The 20,131-nt window shown below is 69.9% G+C and carries 17 protein-coding genes; 6 read left to right on the plus strand and 11 right to left on the minus strand.

Going from position 1 to position 20,131, the window contains the following annotated elements; translation table 11 throughout:
- Positions 1-646: 646 nt before the first annotated feature.
- Positions 647-1,288 (plus strand): transglycosylase family protein, encoded by a 642-nt coding sequence (locus ACWEOE_RS05370; protein WP_452004247.1) that lies wholly within the window; start codon positions 647-649, stop codon positions 1,286-1,288.
- Between the two features lie 139 nt (positions 1,289-1,427).
- Here the strand turns inward: ACWEOE_RS05370 and ACWEOE_RS05375 are convergent, their stop codons facing one another.
- The 4 genes from ACWEOE_RS05375 to ACWEOE_RS05390 form a co-directional block, all read right to left on the minus strand.
- Positions 1,428-2,387, minus strand: coding sequence for a molybdenum cofactor biosynthesis protein MoaE (locus tag ACWEOE_RS05375; protein ID WP_452004249.1), 960 nt, complete (start codon positions 2,385-2,387; stop codon positions 1,428-1,430).
- Positions 2,384-2,857 (minus strand): cyclic pyranopterin monophosphate synthase MoaC, encoded by a 474-nt coding sequence (gene moaC / locus ACWEOE_RS05380; protein ID WP_452004251.1) that lies wholly within the window; start codon positions 2,855-2,857, stop codon positions 2,384-2,386. The genes ACWEOE_RS05375 and moaC overlap by 4 nt, the downstream gene beginning before the upstream one ends.
- 101 nt (positions 2,858-2,958) lie before the next feature.
- Positions 2,959-4,356, minus strand: a complete 1,398-nt coding sequence (locus ACWEOE_RS05385) for a malic enzyme-like NAD(P)-binding protein (RefSeq protein WP_452004253.1) — start codon at positions 4,354-4,356, stop codon at positions 2,959-2,961.
- 126 nt (positions 4,357-4,482) lie between these two features.
- Complete coding sequence (locus tag ACWEOE_RS05390; RefSeq protein ID WP_366188696.1) at positions 4,483-4,665, minus strand: hypothetical protein; 183 nt, start codon at positions 4,663-4,665, stop codon at positions 4,483-4,485.
- Positions 4,666-4,757: 92 nt separating this feature from the next.
- Between ACWEOE_RS05390 and ACWEOE_RS05395 the strand changes: the two genes are divergently transcribed.
- A complete protein-coding gene (locus ACWEOE_RS05395; RefSeq protein ID WP_452004256.1) occupies positions 4,758-6,998 on the plus strand; it encodes a helicase-associated domain-containing protein in 2,241 nt (746 codons plus the stop codon).
- Positions 6,999-7,244: 246 nt separating this feature from the next.
- Here ACWEOE_RS05395 and ACWEOE_RS05400 read toward each other — a convergent pair whose 3' ends face one another.
- The 6 genes from ACWEOE_RS05400 to ACWEOE_RS05425 form a co-directional block, all read right to left on the minus strand.
- Positions 7,245-8,918, minus strand: a complete 1,674-nt coding sequence (locus ACWEOE_RS05400) for a DUF742 domain-containing protein (protein ID WP_452004259.1) — start codon at positions 8,916-8,918, stop codon at positions 7,245-7,247.
- A gap of 3 nt (positions 8,919-8,921) precedes the next feature.
- Positions 8,922-9,341, minus strand: a complete 420-nt coding sequence (locus ACWEOE_RS05405; protein WP_452004261.1) for a roadblock/LC7 domain-containing protein — start codon at positions 9,339-9,341, stop codon at positions 8,922-8,924.
- A gap of 392 nt (positions 9,342-9,733) precedes the next feature.
- Positions 9,734-10,342 carry a GTP-binding protein gene (locus ACWEOE_RS05410; RefSeq protein WP_285972089.1) on the minus strand — a complete coding sequence of 203 codons (609 nt, stop codon included), beginning with the start codon at positions 10,340-10,342 and terminating at the stop codon, positions 9,734-9,736.
- A complete protein-coding gene (locus ACWEOE_RS05415) occupies positions 10,323-11,087 on the minus strand; it encodes a DUF742 domain-containing protein (protein ID WP_452004265.1) in 765 nt (254 codons plus the stop codon). The genes ACWEOE_RS05410 and ACWEOE_RS05415 overlap by 20 nt, the downstream gene beginning before the upstream one ends.
- A gap of 27 nt (positions 11,088-11,114) precedes the next feature.
- Positions 11,115-11,591, minus strand: coding sequence for a roadblock/LC7 domain-containing protein (locus tag ACWEOE_RS05420; protein WP_370643691.1), 477 nt, complete (start codon positions 11,589-11,591; stop codon positions 11,115-11,117).
- Positions 11,588-14,680, minus strand: coding sequence for a sensor histidine kinase (locus ACWEOE_RS05425; RefSeq protein WP_452004268.1), 3,093 nt, complete (start codon positions 14,678-14,680; stop codon positions 11,588-11,590). Before ACWEOE_RS05425 ends, ACWEOE_RS05420 begins: the two co-directional genes overlap by 4 nt.
- Positions 14,681-15,388: 708 nt before the next feature.
- Here ACWEOE_RS05425 and ACWEOE_RS05430 point away from each other — a divergent pair.
- From ACWEOE_RS05430 to ACWEOE_RS05445, 4 genes are read left to right on the plus strand one after another with little or no spacing between them, the layout of a single operon-like run.
- Positions 15,389-16,351 (plus strand): ABC transporter substrate-binding protein, encoded by a 963-nt coding sequence (locus ACWEOE_RS05430; RefSeq protein ID WP_452004597.1) that lies wholly within the window; start codon positions 15,389-15,391, stop codon positions 16,349-16,351.
- A 1-nt stretch (position 16,352) separates the two neighbouring features.
- Positions 16,353-17,120, plus strand: a complete 768-nt coding sequence (locus ACWEOE_RS05435; RefSeq protein ID WP_452004270.1) for an ABC transporter permease — start codon at positions 16,353-16,355, stop codon at positions 17,118-17,120.
- Entirely contained in the window at positions 17,117-17,944 is an 828-nt protein-coding gene (locus ACWEOE_RS05440) for an ABC transporter permease (RefSeq protein ID WP_452004272.1), read from the plus strand. Before ACWEOE_RS05435 ends, ACWEOE_RS05440 begins: the two co-directional genes overlap by 4 nt.
- 22 nt (positions 17,945-17,966) lie before the next feature.
- Positions 17,967-18,830 (plus strand): ABC transporter ATP-binding protein, encoded by an 864-nt coding sequence (locus tag ACWEOE_RS05445; RefSeq protein WP_452004275.1) that lies wholly within the window; start codon positions 17,967-17,969, stop codon positions 18,828-18,830.
- Between the two features lie 47 nt (positions 18,831-18,877).
- Here ACWEOE_RS05445 and ACWEOE_RS05450 read toward each other — a convergent pair whose 3' ends face one another.
- Entirely contained in the window at positions 18,878-20,095 is a 1,218-nt protein-coding gene (locus ACWEOE_RS05450; RefSeq protein ID WP_452004277.1) for an acyl-CoA dehydrogenase family protein, read from the minus strand.
- Positions 20,096-20,131: the final 36 nt, after the last annotated feature.

Consider the following 20,131-nt stretch of genomic DNA (forward strand, 5'->3'; position numbering starts at 1 on the left):
CCGCTCAGGGGCTCACTGGGCCACCTAACCCGCCCGTCCGGCCGGTTGGTCCAAACCACGCCACCCGGCGCTCAAGGCGCCGTGAGTGGCCTTTTTCGTCAATACCTACTCTCCGGAGTAGTTCGCTCACGGCGTATTCCGCGCCACTCGCAGAACCACTCGGCGTGCGCTGGCGAACTTCGCACTGAGTGGTTTAAGGTGCCCGACTCAATGGCTGCACGAATGGACCGTTGGCGCCATATCGACGTGATCCAAGCCTCACGATCCGTGAAATATCTCGGGCAGAAAACGGGCAGATAACGGCCCTCTGACCTGCGTAAACATGCCGATCGTGAGAGGTTGCCTGCTGTTACTGTGACGTAGGTCACATGCCGAATAATTTCCGATCACGGCTCTCATTACGTACCGTCGCTTTTCGGTTGGCCCCGAACCGACCGAGCAAGACCGGGAATCCGTAGCGCCTAGCCCTGTCCAGCGGATCCCCGGACCCATACCCCGAGCGAAAGCATTTCCGGACAGGGACGAGGGGACGAAGACCGCGCGTTGTGCGCTGTCCGCGTCTGCCGCCCGGCAACGGGCGGACGGGCTCCCAACCCGGCCCTCAGCCGTCAGGCTCGTAGGCGCAGGAAAACCGAGAAGTATTCCCATGTCTTACCGAGGCAAGCACCGCAAGATGTCCGCCGCCACCCGCACCATCGCTCGCGTCGCTGTCGCGGGCATCGCGGTCGGCGCCCCCATCGCGATCGCCGCGACCCCCGCGTCGGCGACCAACTGGGACGCTGTCGCGCAGTGCGAGAGCAGCGGCAACTGGAACACCAACACCGGAAACGGCTACTACGGCGGCCTGCAGTTCACGCAGAGCACCTGGAAGGCCTACGGCGGTTCCGGCAGCGCGGCGAACGCTTCCCGCGAGCAGCAGATCGCCGTCGCCGAGCGCGTTCTCGCCGGCCAGGGCGGCGGCGCGTGGCCGAACTGCTACAGCAAGGGTGCCGGCGGCTCGACCGCGTCGCACAAGTCGACCAAGTCGACCTCGAAGTCGACCGCCAAGAAGTCGACCCCGAAGAAGAGCACCAGCACCGCGCCGAAGAAGGTCGCCGCCACCCCGGTGACCGGCGTGCCGAGCTCGAACCCGAACGGTGACTACACCGTCGTGTCCGGCGACACGCTGTCGAAGATCGCGAAGCAGCTCAACGTTCAGGGTGGCTTCCAGAAGCTGCAGGACCTGAACAAGGCCTACATCCCGAACGCCGACCTGATCCTGGTCGGTCAGAAGATCGCCACCAAGTGACTCCTGGGATCTTCGAGGAGCTCTGCTTCCTCGTGAGGTCCTGAAGTCCCAGGGCGCAGCGTTCGGTTGGCTGTGATCCCACGAAAAGGGCCCCACCGCGAATTCCCCCGGCGGTGGGGCCCTTCGTGGGCTCTCGCGATCAGGGTGAGTTGACCCATTCGTCGGACCCGTCGGTGAAGTGCTGGTGCTTCCAGATCGGCAGCCGGGCCTTCACCTCGTCCACGAGCTGCGAGCAGGCCGTGAAGGCCTGACCGCGGTGTTCGGCGGCGACGGCGCACGCCAGCGCCACGTCGCCGATCGCGAGCGGGCCCACGCGGTGGCTCACGGCCACGGCGCGCACGCCCGGCCAGCCCGTGACGAGTTCGGCGACGACCTGCTCGAGCACCTCGCCCGCGGAGGGGTGGCCTTCGTAGACGAGGTCGAGCACGCCCTTGCCGCCGTCGTGGTCGCGCACGACCCCGCCGAAGGTCACGACGGCGCCGGCCGCGTCGTCCTCCACCAGGCGGGCGTGTTCGTCGACGGACAGCGGCTGGTCGCTGACCTCGGCCCGCAGGACACGCACGGCGGAGGCGGCCGGTGTGACCGGTGTCGCCACTGTGGCCGGTGTGCTCGCGGTTTCGGCCGGACGCGGGTGGTCACCGCCGGCGAGCTGGTCCACGGCGTGGTCCAGGATTCCCTCCAGCACGCCCAACCCGTCTTTCACGCCACCGCGCGAGCCGGGCAGGTTCACGACCAGCGTGCGGCCCGCGACACCCGCGAGGCCGCGTGACAACACGGCCGTGGGCACGTGCGGCAGGCCGGCGGAGCGGATGGCGTCCGCGACGCCGGGCAGCTCGTAGTCGAGGACTTCGCGCGTGACGTCCGGTGTGCGGTCCGTCGGCGAAATGCCGGTGCCGCCCGTGGTCAGGATCACCGCGGCCCCCTCGGAAACCGCCGCGCGCAATGCGATTCCCACCGGCTCGCCGTCTTCGACGACCACCGGGGCGGGCACGGAGTACCCACGCCCGGCAAGCCATTCCACGAGCACCGGACCGGTTTTGTCCTCGTACACACCCTTCGCGGCGCGGTTCGACGCCACGATCACCCGTGCCTCGGTCATGACTGCCGCTCCCACGTGCCGGTCTTGCCGCCGTCCTTGCGGATCAGGCGGACGTTGTCGAGCGTCGCCGCCGGATCCACGGCCTTGATCATGTCGTGCACCGTGAGCCCCGCCACCGCGACGGCCGTGAGGGCTTCCATCTCCACGCCCGTGACGTCGGTGGTCTTCGCGGTCGCGCTGATGTGGACGGCGTCTCCGTCCAGTTCGAACTCCACCTTCACGCCGGACAACGCGATCTGGTGGCACAACGGGATCAGCTCCGGCACGCGCTTGGCACCCATGATGCCCGCGATCCGCGCCGTGGCCAGTGCGTCGCCCTTCGGCAACCCGTTGGCGGACAACAGGTTCACCACCTCGGTGGTGGTGTGCACCGTGCCGCCCGCGAGCGCCGTGCGCGCGGTCGCCGTCTTTCCGGAGACGTCGACCATCCGCGCGGCGCCGGTTTCGTCGACATGGCTGAGTTCACTCACCCCAGGAGGCTATGCCAGGTCCGGCACGCACGACAAAAGGCCCCGCCGCCGCGGGAAGCGACGACGGGGCCTCAGCGGGAAACTCGGTGAAGCGGGGAAACTCAGCCGGCCGAGACCTCCGCGCGCACGGCCGCCTTCACGGCCTCCGCGACAGCCGGGGCCACCGCGTTGTCGAACACGCTCGGCACGATGAACGACGCGTTGAGCCGGCCGTGGTCCACCACGTCGGCGATGGCGTCGGCGGCGGCGAGCAGCATCGAGTCGTCGATGTCGGTCGCGGCGGCGTCGAGCAGGCCGCGGAAGACGCCGGGGAACGCCAGCACGTTGTTGATCTGGTTCGGGAAGTCGCTGCGACCGGTGGCGACCACGGCGGCGTGCTTCTGTGCCTCCAGCGGGTCGATCTCCGGGTCGGGGTTCGCCAGCGCGAACACGACCGCGTCGGAGTTCATCGTCTCGACCTGCTCGGCGCCGAAGAGGTTCGGGGCGGAGACACCGATGAACACGTCGGCACCCACGAGCGCCTCGTGCAGCGTGCCGGCCTGCTTCTCGCGGTTGGTGTGGTTCGCGATCCAGGCGAGGTTGTCGTCGAGGTTGCCGCGGTCGGGGTGCACGATGCCGTCGATGTCGGCGGCCACGATGTCACCCGGGTTCTTGCGCAGCAGCAGCCGGATGATGGCCGAGCCGGCCGCGCCGACGCCGCTGACCACGATCTTGCAGTCCTCGATCTTCTTGCCGACCACGCGCAGCGCGTTGCGCAGGGCCGCGACGACCACGATCGCCGTGCCGTGCTGGTCGTCGTGGAACACCGGGATGTCGAGCTGCTCACGCAGGCGCGCCTCGATCTCGAAGCAGCGCGGCGCGGCGATGTCCTCGAGGTTGATGCCCGCGTAGACCGGCGCGATCGCCTTGACGATCTTGATGATCTCCTCGGTGTCCTGCGTGTCCAGGCACACCGGCCACGCGTCGACGCCGGCGAACTTCTTGAACAGCGCGGCCTTGCCCTCCATCACGGGCAGCGCGGCGGCCGGGCCGATGTTGCCGAGGCCGAGCACGGCCGAGCCGTCGGTGACCACGGCCACGGTGTTGCGCTTGATGGTCAGGCGGCGCGCGTCCTCGGGGTTCGCGGCGATCGCCTGGCAGACGCGGGCGACACCCGGCGTGTACGCGCGGGAGAGGTCGTCACGGTTGCGGAGCGCGACCTTGGGGCTGACCTCGATCTTGCCGCCGAGGTGGATCAGGAACGTCCGGTCGGAGACCTTGCGGACCTTCACGCCCGGCAGCGAGTCGAGTGCCTGGGTGATGTCCTGCGCGTGGTTCTCCGACAGCGCGTTGGCGCTGATGTCGACCACGATCGTCTCGGCGTGCGACTCGACGACGTCGAACGCCGTGAGCACGCCACCGACGCGGCCGACCGCGGTGGTGAGGTCACCTGCGGCCGTGGAGGAAGCCGGGGCCTCGACCCGGACGGTGATCGAATACCCGGGACCGGGAACCGGCATGGCACTAACTCCCCGCTGGGAAACCTGTGGTTGGGACCCTTCGAAGACTAGCCCCGTGACCGTCGCCACCTGACCCCAACCGGGTGACTGACCAGTAACCCCGGTTGTTTCCCCGGAGGTGGGGACTCAGCGGTTGATTTCCGTCTCCGGGTGCACGTAGGGCACCGTGTCGAGCGGGAAGGTCAGGTCGCCGAACGGCGACAGCGCGCCCTGGCGGTCGGACGCGAGCTCCGACACGGGGTGCTCACCGTCTTCCGCCGGCCAGGTGGGGTCGATGCCCTTTTTCCTGCCGTTCTCGCCCTTCGCCACAACGCCCTCCATAACCTGGTGCCGGGGTGTTCGCCCACAGTCTGCCCGAACACCCCCGGCGCCCGCTCACCCGCCCGGTATCCTGAACGCCTATGCCCGCGACCTCTCTGGCGGACTGGCTGCGTGCGGTGTCCGACGACGCACTCGCCGACCTGCTGCGCACCCGTCGCGACCTGTCGACCCCGCCACCCTCGGACACCACCGTGCTGGCCACGCGCGCCGGCACGCCGGGTTCCGTCGCGCGTGCGTGCGAGGACCTGGACACGTTCACGCTGGCCGTGCTCGACGCGTTGCTGGTGGCCGGGGCGGATACGACGCCGGTGACGCTGGACGCGGTCTCGAAGCTCGTCGGAACAGACATCTCGGGCCCGCTGGCCCGGTTGCGGGCCCGCGTGCTGGTGTGGGGCGACGACGACGAGCTGCGCGTGCCGCCGGCGGCGCGGGACGTGCTGGGACCGTTTCCGGCCGGGCTGGGCGCGCCGGTGCCCGCGCTGGCGGCCGCGGACCTGCCCGCGCGGCTCGCGGAGGTCGGCGACGACGAGCGGAAGGTGCTCACGGCGCTGGCCGCGGGTCCGCCGATCGGGCGCACGCGCGACGCGAGCTTCGACGTCGCGCTGTCCGACGCGGCCACACCCGTGCAGAAGCTGCTGGCCCGCGAGCTGCTGCTGCGCCGCGACGACCAGACGGTGGAGCTGCCGCGCGAGCTGGGGCTGCTGCTGCGTGGCGGGACCGCGTTCGAGGCCGCGACGCTGGCCGAGCCCTCACTGCCCGTCAATCCACATCAGACGGACACTGTGGACACCGCGGCGGCCGGTGAGGCCATGGAACTGTTGCGGCAGATGGAAACCCTGCTGCGCTCGTGGTCGGCTGCCCCGGCGCCCGTGCTGAAGTCGGGTGGCCTGGGTGTGCGCGAGCTGCGGAAGCTGGCGAAGGACCTGGAGGCCGACGAATCGCGGGCGTCGTTCGTCGCCGAGCTGGCCGTGGGTGCCGGGCTGGTGGCCGACAGCGAGGCGACCACGCCGGAGTGGGTGCCGACCACGCTCACGGACTCGTGGCTGGCGTCGCCGACCGTGCAGCGGTGGATGACGCTCGCGCAGGCGTGGCTGGAGCTGCCGCGGCTGCCCGGGCTCGCGGGCGGGCGCGACGCGAAGGACAAGCCGATCGCGCCGCTGTCGGAGGACCTGCGCCGCCCGCTCGCGCCGGTCGCGCGGCGGCGGGTGCTGGTCGCCCTGGCGGATCTGCCGCCCGGAGCCGGTGTGAAGAGCGTGGACGAGCTGGTGGCCGTGCTCGCGTGGCGCGCGCCACGGCGGGGCGGGCGGCTGCGGGACGAGACCGTGCGCTGGACCGTGGCCGAGGCGTCGGCGCTCGGGCTCGTCGGCCTGGGCGCGCTGACCACCGCCACGCGCCTGCTGCTCGAGGACGACCGCCCCGGCGCCGTCGAGTCGATGCACGACGCGCTGCCCGCGCCGGTCGACCACGTGCTGGTGCAGGCCGACCTCACGGTCGTCGCGCCGGGACCGCTCGAACCCGAGCTGGCCACCGCCATGGCCGCCGTCGCCGACATCGAGTCGGCCGGGCACGCGACGGTGTACCGCGTCACCGAGACGACTGTGCGCCGCGCACTGGACACCGGCCGCACGGCCGACGAACTGCACGCGCTCTTCCGCGCCAAGTCGGCGACCCCCGTGCCGCAGGCGCTGACGTACCTGATCGACGACGTCGCCCGCCGCCACGGCCGCCTCCGCGGCGGCGCCGCCGGGTCCTTCCTGAGGTGCGACGACGAAGCCCTGCTGGCCGAGGTCCTCGCCCACCCCGTCGCGGCGGAGTACGACCTGCGCCTGATCGCCCCCACGGTGCTCATCAGCCCGGTGTCCTTGGGCGAGGTCCTGGACGCCTTGCGCGGCGCGGGTTTCGCCCCCGCGGCCGAAGGCCCGGACGGCCGCGTCGTGGACATCCGCCCCTCCGGCCGCCGGCTCCCCGCGCGGGCCCGCGCACCCCGCTCCCGCCCGGGCGAACAAGCGGTGCTGACCGACGACCAGGCCGCGCGCATCGTCACCAACCTCCGCGCCGGCGACGCGGCCACCGCCCGCCGCCGCGGCTCCGCCGTCCGCGCCCCCTCCGGCGGCGGCGCCGACACCACCGCAACGCTCGAACTGCTCTCCCGCGCCACCCTCGAACGCCGCGAGGTCTGGATCGGCTTCGTCGACTCGCGCGGCACCGCGAGCCAGCGGGTGGTGCGGCCGATTCGCGTGGGTGGTGGGGTGTTGGAGGGGACGGATCACGAGAGGTATCCGTTGCACCGGATCACTTCGGTGGCGTTGGTGGAGGAATAGGTCATTCGGCTCGGCTCGGTGAGCCGCTTGGTATTCGCTTGTCGGCGCCAGCCCGACGGACGAGAAACCCCGCCCTCCGAGAAATCCCCGCCCTCCCTCGGGGCGCGCCCATGTCCGGCCTATCGGCCACCCCCGACAGTTCCGGAGAAAACGGGCCTACAGGCCCGAAGTAGTCCACTACTCACGGTGACTGCGGACACCTGAAGGCCGTTCACCCGGCGGTCATGAACTCGACCCACCGTGCAGTCAGAGGTTGCGCAAGCCCTGCAGCACACGCTCCATGAAGTCGCGGGAAGAGCGGTCGCCCAGTACGAGGTCGGTCTGGTGGATGCGGACGAGGCCGAGGTCGGACATGTCGCCCACCAGGATCTTCACGACGCCGAGCGGCAGGTGCAGGTGCGCGGCGATCTCGGCGACCGAGCGCGTGTCGAGGCACAGGTCGCAGATGCGCCGGTGCTCGATCGAGCGCACCCCGCGGTAGCGGCGGCCGTCGTCGCTGGTGGAGACGAGGGCTTCCAGGGCGAGGTTGTGGTCGGACCGCGTGCGGCCGCGGGTGCGGGCGTACGGGCGCACGCGGGATTTCGCCGGTTTCGACGCCGGGGCTGGGTTTTCGCGTGACGGTGGTTCGGTCCACGCCGTCTCGGGCTCGGGCGGGTACGGGTATTCTTCTTGTGCTGCAACGGGTTCCGGTGCGCTCTGCGTGGCGGCGGGTTCCGGTGCGCGCCGACGACCGCCGGTGGTTCGTTCGGGCGGTTCGGCGAGACGGTGCTGGGAGTCGGGCACCGGCAGGTAGCCGGTGCCGGCCGAGGCCGGGCGGTGGCGCGACTCGCGGTCGGCGGTGTCGACGGCGGCACGGCGGCGGCCACCGCGCTCGGCGGACCGGCTCGGGGTCTCCACGACGGAGTGGCGGCCCGTCGATTCCCCTGCGGGCGCTTCGAAGTAGTCCGAGGAGTATTCGGTCGGCTCGGCGTAGCCGGACGGATAGGACTCCCCGGCCACACGCCGATAATCCGCGCCGTCATCGGGAAGCTGGCGGTAGCCGGAGTGACCCGGCACAACCTCGCCCGAGTAGCCCGGGGAAAACTCCGCCGACTCCTCGGAACCAGACGGAGAAAACTCCTCAGCCACACGCCGATAGTCCGCACCATCACTGGGAAGCTGACGGTAGCCAGAGTGCTCCGGCGCAACCTCGCGCGGATACCCCGCATCGGACCCAGGCACACGGTGGTAGCCGGTGGGCTCCTCCGCGCGCTGGTAGCCCGAGGCATACGCGGCATAGGAAACCTGGTGGTACCCGGAGGTGCCGACCACCTGGTGACCCGAATCGTGCGCGGTGTTCGAATACTGCTGGTACCCCGAGGCGTACTCGTCCGGTGCCGCATGGCCCGAGCCCCGCGGCACGTCCGGCATCCGCTGGTACCCCGACACAGCCGGTGGCTCACCGTAACCATCGGCCGCCGGCAGCCTGTAGCCCGGCTCCTGCTCGAACGGCGCGGGATCGTCCACCGCGGACAGGTGCCGGCGCTCCGGGGCCTGGTAGTACGCCGACTCCTCGGGCACCTGCCGGTCGACGTGGGTCAGGTACGACTCGGCGTCGTACTCCTCGGCGCCGTAGTAGTCCGACGAGGTGCCGGTCTCCTGCCAGTAACCCGATTCGCCGTCCTCGACCCACTCGTACCCGTCGTCGTAGTACTCCGACGACGACGATGGCGAAGACGATGACGACGCCGGCGGAGCAGGCGCAGCGGCGACCACAGGAGCGGGCGGAGGCGGCGGAGTGGCCGGCCGCCGGTGCGGCAGCATCGTCTTCAGCGTGCTCAGCTCGTAGTGGCTGGGCGAGTCGACGCCTTCGCGTTCGGTGCCCTTGTGCAGCGCGTCCCAAGCGCCCGTGTCCTGCTCGCCGAAGCCGGAGATCCTCATCTACTAACCACGCACCCCACCCTGGAGCTGGGCGCGCAGCTCAGGCGTGATCTGCTGGCCGACGCGCTCCACGAGCAGCGTCATCTCGTACGCCACCGTGCCGATGTCACACGTCGGCGCGGCCAGCACGGCCAGCGACGAGCCGTCGGACACCGACATCAGGAACAGGTACCCGAGTTCCATCTCCACCACGGTCTGGTTCACACCACCGGCCTCGAAGCAGCGGGCGGCGCCCTGCGTGAGGCTCACGAGGCCCGACGCGACGGCCGAGAGCTGCTCGGCGCGCTCCTGCGGCAGACCTTCCGAGGGCGCGAGCAGGAGACCGTCGGCCGACACCAGCACGGCGTGGGCGGCACCGGGCACGCGGCGCACGAAGTCCGTGATCAGCCAGCCGAACTGGCCTTCCTGGCCGGAAACGGTCACTGTCCCTCCAAACCGGTCGAACACCGCCGAGCACCGCCATGATCGCCGGGCGGGCGTGAAGACGCCGTTCCAGCGTATTCACCCGCCCGACACTGTCGAGCCCGCGTCGGCGAGCACCCGAGCACGGTGCGTGCGCAAGCGGACGCACATCGCGCGAACGCCTCCGGAACCACGCCTACGTGGGTCACTCGGTGGTGTTGCCGGCAACGGTGCGCAGCGGGGTGTCTGCGCAGGTCACCGGCGGTGCAGCTGCCCGTTCGGGCTTTGCCGGCCCCGACCGTACCGAAGAGCGGGCGAGGGGCCCTACTCCGGTCGGAGGCACCACTCCCCGAAGCGGGTGAAGCACGTGGAGTTCACTCCAACGGCCGCACCCGGCTCCGGGTACTCGGGTTCTAGCCTGCCCTCAGTGCCGTGTCGTGAGCGATGGCGTGCTGCACGACCGAGATCAGCACCTGCTTGGCGGAGTCACGCTCGCGCGCGTCGCAGGCCATGATCGGCACCGACGGGGAGATCGTCAGCGCGTGCCGCACGTCCTCGATCTGGTGGTGCAGCAAGCGGTCGAAGCAGTTGATCGCGACCACGTACGGCAGTTTCCGGTTCTCGAAGAAGTCGATGGACGGGAACGCGTCGGCGAGGCGGCGCGTGTCCACCAGCACCACGGCGCCGATCGCGCCGACGGCGAGGTCGTCCCACATGAACCAGAACCGGTGCTGACCCGGCGTGCCGAACACGTACAGCACGAGGTCCGAGTCGAGCGAGATCCGGCCGAAGTCCATGGCGACCGTGGTGGTCGTCTTGTTCGGCGTGGCCGAAGTGTCGTCGTGGCCGACACTCGCCTCGGTCATCATGGCCTCGGTGGTCAGCGGGTCGATCTCCGAAATCGCCCCGACCAGTGTCGTCTTGCCCGAACCGAACCCACCCGCGACCACGATCTTGGCCGACGAGGTCGGACCTGTCACCTGCGGTGTGTTCGCGTCGGAGTCAAATTCTCCGAAGCCCACTGAGCACCCTTTCCATGAACTCGATACTGGGGCGGTCGCCCGAGCTCGTGCTGCTGGTCGTGTGGACCAGCACCAGTCCGAGACCCGCCACGTCACCAATGAGCACCCGCACGACACCGAGCGGCAGGCGCAGCAGCGCCGCCACCTCGGCCACCGACCGGGTGTCGATGCACAGATCGCAGATGGACCGGTGCTCGGGCACGCGCACGCGGTCCAGCACGCGCCCCTGCTCGCTCGTCGAGACGAGCGCCTCGATCGCGAGGTCGTAGGTCGGCCTCGTCCGGCCGCGCGTGCGGAAGTACGGGCGCACGAGCCCGGAGGTCTCGACCTCGGCCACCGGTGGTTCGTCCGCGTACTCGCGCGCGGCCTGCATCGGCAGCGCTTCGGCGAGCTCGTTGGACGACGGCCCGGGCGACTCGTCACGCTGCGCGCTGAACGCAGCGAACTCGGCCGAGTCGTACAGCGGCCCGCTCGCGCCGCCGAACAGCTCGGCACCCGGGCCGCCGAGGAGGCGGTCGCGGTACTCGCTGGTGATCGGCGTCTGGCCGGCGTTCGAGTCCGTCAGCCAGTTCGGCGGCTCCCGGACCGGATCCGCGTCGGAGCCGGTGGCACGCCGCTCTCTCCACTCGCGGTCGACCCGGTCCCGGAAGGACTTCCAGTCCTCCCGGCCATCACCGGCCTCGGCCCAACCGCCGGTGAAATCGTCACCGAGCCGGCCATCGCCCCTCAAGCGCCCGTCGTCCACGGTCTGCTCCTGAAGTTCCCGATCCGCCTAGCGGCGGATCGCAGCGCCCTGCAGTTGCGCGCGCATTTCCGGCGTGAGCTGCTGGCCGACTCGTTCGACCAGCAACGTCATCTCGTACACGACGAGCCCGATGTCACTGTCCGGCGCGCCCAGCACCGCGAGGCACGAGCCGTCGGACACCGACATGAGGAAGAGGAAGCCGTTGGCCATCTCGACCACGGTCTGCGCGACCGGGCCGCCCTCGAACACCTTCGCCGCGCCGCGCGCCAGGCTGGTCAGCCCGGAGGCGACCGCCGCCAGCTGGTCGGCCCGGTCCTTCGGCAGCCCGCGTGAAGCCGCGAGCAGGAGCCCGTCGGCCGAAACGACCACCGCGTGGGCCGCGCCCGGCACCCGGTGGACGAAGTCCGTGATCAGCCACGCGAAGCTGCCCGCCACGCCGCCGCCGGCCCTGCCGTTCGGCTGCGCCGAGCCGCCCCCCGGCTGCACTGCACCCGCCCGTGTCACTGTCGCTCCTCACTGCTGTCGCTCACATACCCGGACCCGGTGACCCGTACGCCTTCGTCGTCGAGCCGGGCCTCGGCCGGTCGTTCCTTCAACGAGTGCCGACCGGAGGTGTACCCACGCTGGAAGCTTGCCATCCTGTTGCGGGCCGCGGCGGCCGAGCGGGTGATAGCACCCGTTCCGGGCAGACCGGCCGTCGCGTCGGTGAACGAATTGTGCTCGGACTGGCCCGAGTCGCCGATGGAACCCGGCACGAGGTACGCGTTGGGCACCCGCTTGGGCAGGCCCGCCGACGTGGTCTCCTCGGCCTTCTTCTCCAGCAGCGACTGCGCGGCCTGCCAGCCCTCGTCGGCCGACGCGCTGCTCCAGCCGGCGTCGGAACCGGGGTAGAGGGGTGTCGATTCGATCGGTTCCTCCTCACGGCTGTCGTGGACGCTGTCGGTCCCGGCCGGCACGTCGGCGGCCGAGGGGGCGGGCGAGGCGCCGTCGGCCGAGGCCGCCGCGGGCTCCGGCGCCGACTCGGCCGAGAGCTGGTCGACCGGAGCGGCGAGCTCGTCGCCCTGGTCGCCGTCCTCACTGCCTTCGCTGAACCACCGCGAAAGCACCGACTGGTAGATCGGCAGGCGCCGCGTGGGCACGTCGTCCTCGAGGGCCGACGCACCGTCGTCCACAGCGGGTTCCTGCCGCTTCGGCTCCTCCGGCGCGACGTACTTCGGTTCGCGCTTCGGGAGCACCAGCGGCGGGAACTGGGTCTCCGCCAGGCTCGCACCATCGCCGTTGGACTGCCGGGTGAGCGGAGCCAGGTCCTCGGCCGTCGGCCACGCCGGGGCGTCCGGCAGCGCCGCCTCCGGGCTCAGGAACGGGCCGGCGGCCTTGTTCCCGGCCACGAGGTCGTCGAGGCTGATCGGCTGGTCGAGCGGGACCAGACCACCGTTGGACTGCGCGGGCACCACCGGTGCGGGCGGGGCCGCAGGCGGCGGCGGGGCCTGGTCGAACTGCTCGTACTGCTCGATCGGCTCGAACTGCCGGTTGCCCGGCGGCAGGCTCGGGTGCGAGACCTCGTTGCGGTTCAACGGCGGCGGCGTGTGGCGCGGCATGGGGTTGGCCGCGCGCAGCTGGGTGAGCAGCTCGGCCGGCACCACCACGCGGGCGATCACGCCGCCCTCGATGTCCTCGTTCTCGCGCAGCCGCACTTCGATGCCGTGGCGCTGGGCCAGGCGCGCGACCACGTACAGACCCATTCGCCGCGTCACCGACACATCCAGGTCCGGCGGATCGGCCAGGCGCTGGTTGACCTCGATGAGCCGGTCGTCGGTCATGCCCACGCCGTGGTCGGTGATCTGGATGGCCAGCGCCTTCTTGCGCGTGACGACCGCCCGCACTGTGACCTTGGTCTCCGGCTCGGAGAAGTAGGTCGCGTTGTCGAGCAGTTCGGCGAGCACGTGCACGAGGTCGTGGATCGCGAGGCCCTGCACGGCGACCTCGGGCACGATGCCGACCTCGATGCGGGCGTACTGCTCGATCTCCGACACCGCGGCGCCGATCACGTCGGCCGCCGGCACCGGCTTGGGCACGGACTTCGCGAGGCCGGCGCCCGAGAGCACCAGCAGCGACTCACCGTTGCGCCGCAACCGGGTGGCGAGGTGGTCGAGCTCGAACAGGCTCGCCAAGTGGTCCGGGTCCTGCTCGTCGGCCTCGAGCCGGTCGATCACGCCGAGCTGGCGTTCCACCAGCCGCTGCGAGCGCCGCGAGAGGTTCACGAAGATGCCGTTGACGTTCTCGCGCAGCAGAGCCTGTTCGGCGGCCATCTTCACGGCCTGGCCGTGGACCACGTCGAACGAGCGCGCCACTTCACCGATCTCGTCACGTGAGGTGACCGGCACCGGGTCCACGGCCTTCTTCGAGGCGTTGACGGGATCCGGATCGTCCAGAATGGACTGAACCGTCTCCGGCAGCCTCGTGTACGCCACGTCGAGCGCCGTGGTCCGCAGCACGCGCAGCGGCCGCAGCATCAGGCGGGCGATCACGAGCATCAGGATCAGGGCCGCGATCAGTGCCGCGAGCACGATCACACCGCCGACCCACGCCGAGCGCACGGCCGAGCCGGCCAGGTCGTCGGCCTGGGTGCGCAGCTGGGTCAGCAAGTTCGTCTCGACCGCGCGCATCTTGTCCGAAGCGACGGTGCTGTCCTGCCCGAGCCGCGTCGGGTCGAGGTTGAGGTTTTCGCCCTGCTGGGCGAAGGAGAACGCCTGCGTCTGGATGCGGCGCCGGTCGTCGACCTCCGGGCCCGAGACGGTGTCGTTGTACAGCTGCACCTGGTCGTCGGTGGCGCTCGCGAGGAACGCCTGGATCGACGCGTCGCCGCTGGCTTCGGCCGCGCGGGTCTGGTCGAGCAGGTCGCCGGGGAAGCCGTTGCGGAAGGCCGCGATCTCCAGCGCCGTGTCGCCGCGGAGGGTGAACTCCTTGGCCTCGCTGATGGCCTGCGTGCTGTTGCCCAGCCGCAGCAGGTCGCGGTCGGTGACCGCGGTGGTCACCTCGCGGCCCAGCTGGATGAGCGCGTTGAGGATGGAGGAGTAGGTGTCGAGCACCGCGACGTCGGAGTAGGCCGACGAGGCGACGGCCGCGCGCAACGGGCGCAGCGCGTCGAGGCGCTGGATTCCCCGGGCGTAACGATCACTGGTCGCCTGGTCATCGGGATTCAGCGTGACGAGCGAGTCGCGGAGGTCCTCGACGTCGTGGTCGACCTTCGCGATCTGCGCGTCGAGCCCGGTCTGGCGCAGGGCATCGCCGGAGGACAGGCGCGCGACGGCGAGACTGCGCTCGCCCTGCAGGTCGTGGATGACCGTGGTCACCTTGCCCGCGAACGCGACCTGGTCCGCGGTGTGCCCGAACTGCACGGCCTCGCGGGAGTCGTCGACCACGCGCAGCGCACCGAGCACCAGCGCGGTGAGCGTCGGGATGATCAGGATGAGGGCGAGCTTCGACCGAAGCCGCCAGTTGTTCAGCGCGAAGACGGAACCCCGTCGCGTGGGATTCGCCCCGCTTTCGCGCGCAGGGGCCCCTCCCACCCCCGCGGTGTCTTCGTTCGGCACCGCCGCACCACCATCGTCGTCCGGGTCCGAGGGACCCTGTGAATTGAAGCCTGCCGTGCCCGCGACCACTAGCCGCACACTCCCGGCAGCCCGCTCGGCACCACGTCGGCCCGAGCGACCCGGCCCATTACACCCTTTCGGGTGAAAAGATCCACTTCCAGGTGCGGTTTCGCGCCGCCCTGGACGCGGAATCGGTTCAGTACTTGCATGGCGTTCGGTCCCCGCACTGGTCGATCACTGGTCCATTAGGCCTAAGCCACCAGTTCGCCGACGAGTGCCGGCCCGCGCAGAGTGCCTCTCAGCGAGGCTCACTCTCACTACATCGGTGGTCCACACCTCACACTGCCGGAGCAGAGGGTAGCGAACGAGTCGGTGATTTGTAACCCTCTTGACAGCCGACCCGGAACACCCAGGTAGCGGATCAAGCGTCCTCGGGCTTAGCCTCCACGTGCCGGATGATCTTCGGCCAAATGCTCTAGATCCCCTAAAAGAGTGATTCAAGACACTCTCGGACCGCGCATGACCACCCATTGTGATCGGTGCGTCGCTTCTCTACAGTGGCCGCGTGACTCCGGACAATGAGCCACACCCACCAATCCCCCCGCGGTCAAGACCCCTGTGACCTCATTTCTCCAAGGAGTGGCCTTGTTTGAAACAGCCGGGAGCAGCCAGGCCAGATTCGGCCGCCGTGGCTTCCTCTCCCTCGCCATGGCGAGCGGCGTCGCACTGACCGCGAGCGGCTGCGGCCTGCTCGGCGGATCGGACGACTCGGGCAGCACGAGCGGTGGTCAGGGCCTCGAGAAGACGAAGATCAAGGTCTCGATCATGCCCACGATCGACGTCGCACCGTTCCACCTCGCCGTGCAGAACGGCTACTTCAAGGCCGAGGGGCTCGACGTCGAGTCCGTCGACGCCGCCAGTGGTGACGCGTCGGTGACCAAGCTCCTGTCCGGAGAGGTCGACATCGCCTACGCGAGCTACACGCCGTTCTTCATCGCGAAGAGCAAGGGCAGCGCCGACATCAAGTTCGTGTCCGACGCTTCCTCGGCCGGCCCGAAGAGCACCGAGGTCGTGGCCATTCCCAACGGCTCGGTGAAGAGCGTGCGCGACCTGGCGGGCAAGAAGATCGCGATCACCGCGCAGAACACCATCTGCGACACGCTGACCAAGTCCGTGATGCGCGACAACGGCGTGGACTTCTCCAAGGTGCAGTGGGTTTCCCTGCCGTTCCCGAGCATCGGCGCGGCCGTGAAGCGCGGCGACGTGGACGCGGGCTTCCTGACCGAACCGTTCATCACCGGTTCGGCGAAGTCCAACGGCACGGTGCCGATCATCGACACCGCGACGGGTGCCACGCAGGACTTCCCGACCGCGGGTTACGGCTCGCTGGGCAAGTTCACCTCCTCGAGCCCGAAGACCGTGGCGGCGTTCCAGCGGGCGATGCTGCGCGCCACCAAGGAATCCGCGGACCGCTCGAAGATCGAGCCGCTGATGGTGCAGTTCTCGAAGGTCGACGAGGCCACCGCCTCGCTGACCGCGCTGCTCACCTTCCAGTCCACTCTGGACGCCCGGCGGCTGCAGCGCGTGCCGGACCTGCTGCAGCAGTTCGGGTCGATCCCCGCCAAGATCGACGTCGCGCAGATGATCGTGGCGCAGCCGAGCGCATCCTGACGTGCGACTCGTTCGGAACCTGGTCGGGCTGCTCGGCTTCCTCCTGATCTGGGAGGTCGTCGTGCGGGCCGGGCTGATCGACCAGAACGACGTGCCGCCGCCGACGGTCGTGTTCGCCCGCATCGGCGAACTGCTCGGCGACACGGAGTTCATGCGTGACGTGATCGCGTCCGTGCTGGCGTGGCTGATCGCGATGGCCGTCTCCATCGCGGTCGCCGTGCCGGCCGGGTTGCTGCTCGGCAGCGTGCGCTGGCTGCGGGACGCAACCAAGGCCATCGTCGAGTTCCTGCGCCCCATTCCTTCCGTGGCTTGGATCCCGCTGATCCTGATCGTGGTCGGCGGCGGGCCCGAGTCGAAGATCCTGCTCGCGGTCTACGCGGCCGTGTGGCCGATCCTGTTCAACACCATCTATGCGATGGCCGAGATCGACCCGCTGCTGATCGAGACCGCGCGCTCGTACGGCACGCCCAAGTCGCGGCTGCTGACGTCGGTGGCGCTGCCGCACGCGGCGCCGTTCGTGTTCACCGGCATCCGCATGTCGGCCGCGATCTCGCTGATCCTGGTGATCAGCACGGAGTTCCTGGCGGGCGCGAAACTGGGCATCGGGCAGTTCGTGCTCGAGGCGTCGTCCGGCTCGGGCCGGATGGACCTGGTGCTCGCGGGCACCGTCGTGGCGGGGGTGCTGGGATTCCTCGCCAACGAAGGGCTCGAGCGGCTGGGCAAGCGCCTGTTCCGCTGGAGCAGCAACGACGAAGGGGACATCGCGTGACCGTCGTCGGCAAACCGGTGACCGCCGCGCGCGGTCGCGTGAGCCGCGGGCTGAGCGGGTTCGCGCGCAAGTGGCTGCTGTTCGTGGTGCTCGTGGTGATCTGGCAGGTCATCACGCAGTTCACGGAAAGCGTGTTCTTCCCGCCGCCCACCAAGATCGTGGCGGCGGCGGTGAAGCTGTGGTTCTCCGGCCCGGCTTCGCACGTGTTCCTCGGCGACGCCGTGTTCGACCACATCCTGCCGAGCCTCGCGCGAGTGCTGGGCGGCTGGCTGCTGTCGGTGGTGCTGGGTGTCGCGCTGGGCACGGCGCTCGGGCGCTCGAAGACCGGCATGGACTACGTGGGGCCGCTGTTCGCGTTCTTCCGCGCGATCCCGCCGCCCGCGCTGGTTCCGGTGTTCATCGTGCTGTTCCACATCGGACCGGGCATGCAGATCGCCACGATCATCTTCGGCTCCGTGTGGCCGATCGTGCTGAACACAGTGGACGGTGTGCGTTCGGTCGACAAGGTGAAGGCCGAGACCGCGCGAGCGTTCCGCACGCCGCGGTTCTACTGGATCACCGCGGTGGTGCTGCCGGCGGCGATGCCGAAGATCTTCGCGGGGCTGCGGCTCTCGCTGTCGATCTCGCTGATCCTCATGGCGATCTCGGAGCTCGTCGGCTCGCTCAACGGCATCGGCTACGCGCTGATCGCCGCCCAGCGCGCGTACGACTTCGACCAGATGTGGGCGTGGATCGTGCTGCTGGGCATCCTGGGTTACGGGTTCAACGCGGCCCTGCTCGCCGTCGAGCGGCGGGTGCTGAAGTGGCAGCCCGGCCGTCACTAGAACTTTCCGGAAGGTAGTCAGAATGTCGACCATGCTCGAGGTCTCCGGCCTCAGCCACCGCTACGGCACGGGCGAGGGCGCGCACGTGGCCGTGAACGACCTGTCGTTCACCGTCGAGGCGGGCCAGCTGGCGTGCATCGTCGGTCCTTCGGGGTGCGGCAAGTCGACGCTGCTGCGGGCGATCGCGGGCCTGGTGCCGCCGACGTCGGGCACGGTGAGCCTGCACGGCGACCTGGTGACCGGCGTGCCGGACGACCTCGCCGTGGTGTTCCAGGACTACAGCCGCTCGCTGTTCCCGTGGCTGACGGTGGCCAAGAACGTCGAATTCCCCTTGCGCTGGACCAAACTCGACAAGGCTGCGCGGCGTGAACGGGCCGATGCGGCGCTGGCGGCCGTGGGCCTGTCCGGGATCGGGGCGAAGTTCCCGTGGCAGCTTTCGGGTGGCATGCAGCAGCGCGTGTCGATCGCGCGGGCGCTGGCTTCGCGGCCGGCATTGCTGATCATGGACGAGCCGTTCGCCTCCGTCGACGCGCAGACGCGCTTCGAGCTGGAGGATCTGCTGCGGCGTGTGCAGCGCGAGCAGGGCACCACGGTGGTGCTGGTGACGCACGACATCGACGAGAGCGTGTACCTGGGCGACCGGGTGCTGGTGCTGTCGAAGTCACCGGCGTCGATCGTTGCCGACCTGCCCGTGGGGCTGCCCGCCGAGCGCGACCAGATCACCACGCGGGAGTCGGCGGAGTTCGTGACGTTGCGCGGTGAGGTGGCCCGGCTGTTGCACGGGCCGGCTTCGCAGGCGGTGGCGGATGAAGCCGAGGCCGCTGCGGTCGCGGAGGCAGCGGAGGCTTCGCAGGCTTCGAAGGAAGAGGCGAAGGCGCAGAGCTGAGCACTACGGGAAACGGGGCACCGAGCGGGTGCCCCGTTTCCCGCGTCTCAGGCCTTGGCGCGGGAGTCCGGGCCCGTCTCGTCGGGGCCGATCTCGGGCAGCGTCCGCACGCCGAGCACGTTGGCGCCCACCAGCTTGCGCGTGGCGAGGTTGCCCATGGGCATGAACGTGCTGGCCTGCACGTCGCGCCACATGCGTTCGAACGGCAGCTTCTTGGTGTAGGACATGCCGCCCAGCACGTCGACGAGTCGCTGCATCACCTGCACGGCGTTGTTGGCCGACACGTACTTTACGATGGAGCAGCGGGCCACACCGTCCTGCACGTCGCCGGTGAAGAGACGGCGTGACATCACGTCCTCGGCGTGGCTGCGGATCAGGGCGCGCGAGCTGTCGAGCAGGATCTGGCACTCGCCGATCACGTCCTGCAGCACCGGGTCGCCCGTCTTGCCACGTTTCTGCAAAGAGCGCACGGTCCAGTCCAGCGCACCCGCCGCGACTCCTGTGTAGACGGACGCGAACGCCGGCATCGCCCACGCCCACACGGTTTCCAGCACCCGCGCGTCGAGGTGCTTCACCGGCAGCGAGTGCACGACGGCGCTGTCCTCGACGAACACCTTCGTCAGCTCGACGTCGTTGCTCTGCGTGCCGCGCATGCCCATGGTGTCCCAGGTCTGGTGGATCTCCACCCCGGGCTGGTCGAGCGCGATCTGGCACAGCAGCAGCCGTGGGCCGCCCTCGGCGTCCTCGTAGCGCGCGGTGGTGGAGCAGTGCGTGGCGACGGCGGTGTTGGTGGCGAAGCTCTTGCGGCCCGTGAGCTCGAACCCGCCCTCGACCCGCGTGGCGACCGTGTTCGAGTCCGTCATGTCGTTGCGCAGGCCGGTTTCGCTGGTCACCGACGCCCAGATCAGGTTGCCCTCGGACGCTTTCGTGAGCAGCTCGGCCAGCCGCGGCGACTGAGTGCGCCGCCAGACGCTCGACCACTGGCCCATCGGCGAGAGGTGCATCGTGAACGCGAGCGCGGTGGCGCCGTCGCCCATCGCCAGGCGTTCCAACACGGGCAGGATCTCCGGCAGGCCGGCGCCGAAGCCGCCCAGCTCCTCCGGCACCGACAGGCGCAGGAAACCCGCCTCCCGGAGGTCATCGTAGTTCTCGTGGGGGAAGGTGTTCTCACGGTCGTGCAGGGCGGCACGCTCGGCGAAGACGTCGGCGAGCTTGCCGGCCTTGTCCACGAGTTCCTGCTGTCCCGGAGTCAGTAGAGGCTGCACCTGGCCATCAAAACAGCGTCACCCGGTCGGGTCAAT

Source organism: Amycolatopsis sp. NPDC004368 (genome assembly GCF_053602515.1).

What these genes read in the sequence shown, in the direction of transcription:
- ACWEOE_RS05375 (WP_452004249.1), bottom strand. Translation starts at nt 2,387, where the DNA reads ATGACCGAGGCACGGGTGATCGTGGCGTCGAACCGCGCCGCGAAGGGT.
- ACWEOE_RS05445 (WP_452004275.1), top strand. Translation starts at nt 17,967, where the DNA reads ATGTCGACCATGCTCGAGGTCTCCGGCCTCAGCCACCGCTACGGCACG.
- ACWEOE_RS05400 (WP_452004259.1), bottom strand. Translation starts at nt 8,918, where the DNA reads ATGAGGATCTCCGGCTTCGGCGAGCAGGACACGGGCGCTTGGGACGCG.
- ACWEOE_RS05430 (WP_452004597.1), top strand. Translation starts at nt 15,389, where the DNA reads ATGGCGAGCGGCGTCGCACTGACCGCGAGCGGCTGCGGCCTGCTCGGC.
- ACWEOE_RS05370 (WP_452004247.1), top strand. Translation starts at nt 647, where the DNA reads ATGTCTTACCGAGGCAAGCACCGCAAGATGTCCGCCGCCACCCGCACC.
- ACWEOE_RS05385 (WP_452004253.1), bottom strand. Translation starts at nt 4,356, where the DNA reads ATGCCGGTTCCCGGTCCCGGGTATTCGATCACCGTCCGGGTCGAGGCC.
- ACWEOE_RS05395 (WP_452004256.1), top strand. Translation starts at nt 4,758, where the DNA reads ATGCCCGCGACCTCTCTGGCGGACTGGCTGCGTGCGGTGTCCGACGAC.